At 62.9% G+C, this 552-nt stretch carries 1 protein-coding gene; it reads right to left on the reverse strand.

Annotated features, from left to right (window positions below):
• Positions 1-233 (reverse strand): SAM domain-containing protein (locus tag MOV75_RS41320; RefSeq protein ID WP_247008648.1); only part of this gene is annotated, 233 nt, incomplete at its 3' end.
• Positions 234-552: the final 319 nt, after the last annotated feature.

A 552-nucleotide genomic window follows, 5' to 3' on the forward strand; every position in this document is an offset into this window, starting at 1 on the left:
GCGGGCGCCTGCGCCGTTTCCGCCTGGAACAACGCCGCCATCGCCCGCTGGAGCCGCTTGCGATCGCCGAGCGGCAATCCGAGCTCGACCAGATCGGATTCGGTCAGGTCGCCCATGACGTCGAGATCGAGACGGTGCTGTGCGAAGAGATCGGAGTAATGGCCAAGGCCGATGCCCTCGAGCCAGCGCTTCAGCCCGCCTTCTGCTCCCGTGTCCGGCTCATTCTCCAGCATGGTGATTTCTGCCCGACCCCAATTCCGTCGAAGGGCTTTAGGGCGCCTCAACCACAGATTTTGGGCCCAAAACTTCACCTCAGACTGGACGCGTTCCCCAACTTCTTGGAAGAATAGCTCAATCGCATCAAAAGGGAACGGAATTGTCGGACGTCACACTCCCGGCTCCGGAGGAATCAGGCGGCACGGCCGCCGAAACGAAGATATTCGCCGATATCGGCGGCCTTCTCGATTTCTACGCCCGCAAGACGCCGACGGCGCCCGCGCTGCTTGCCCCGGTCCGGCCGGTCCTCAACTACGGCGCGCTTGGCGATGTGAC

The organism is Bradyrhizobium sp. PRIMUS42 (assembly GCF_023006515.1).
Classification (GTDB): domain Bacteria; phylum Pseudomonadota; class Alphaproteobacteria; order Rhizobiales; family Xanthobacteraceae; genus Bradyrhizobium.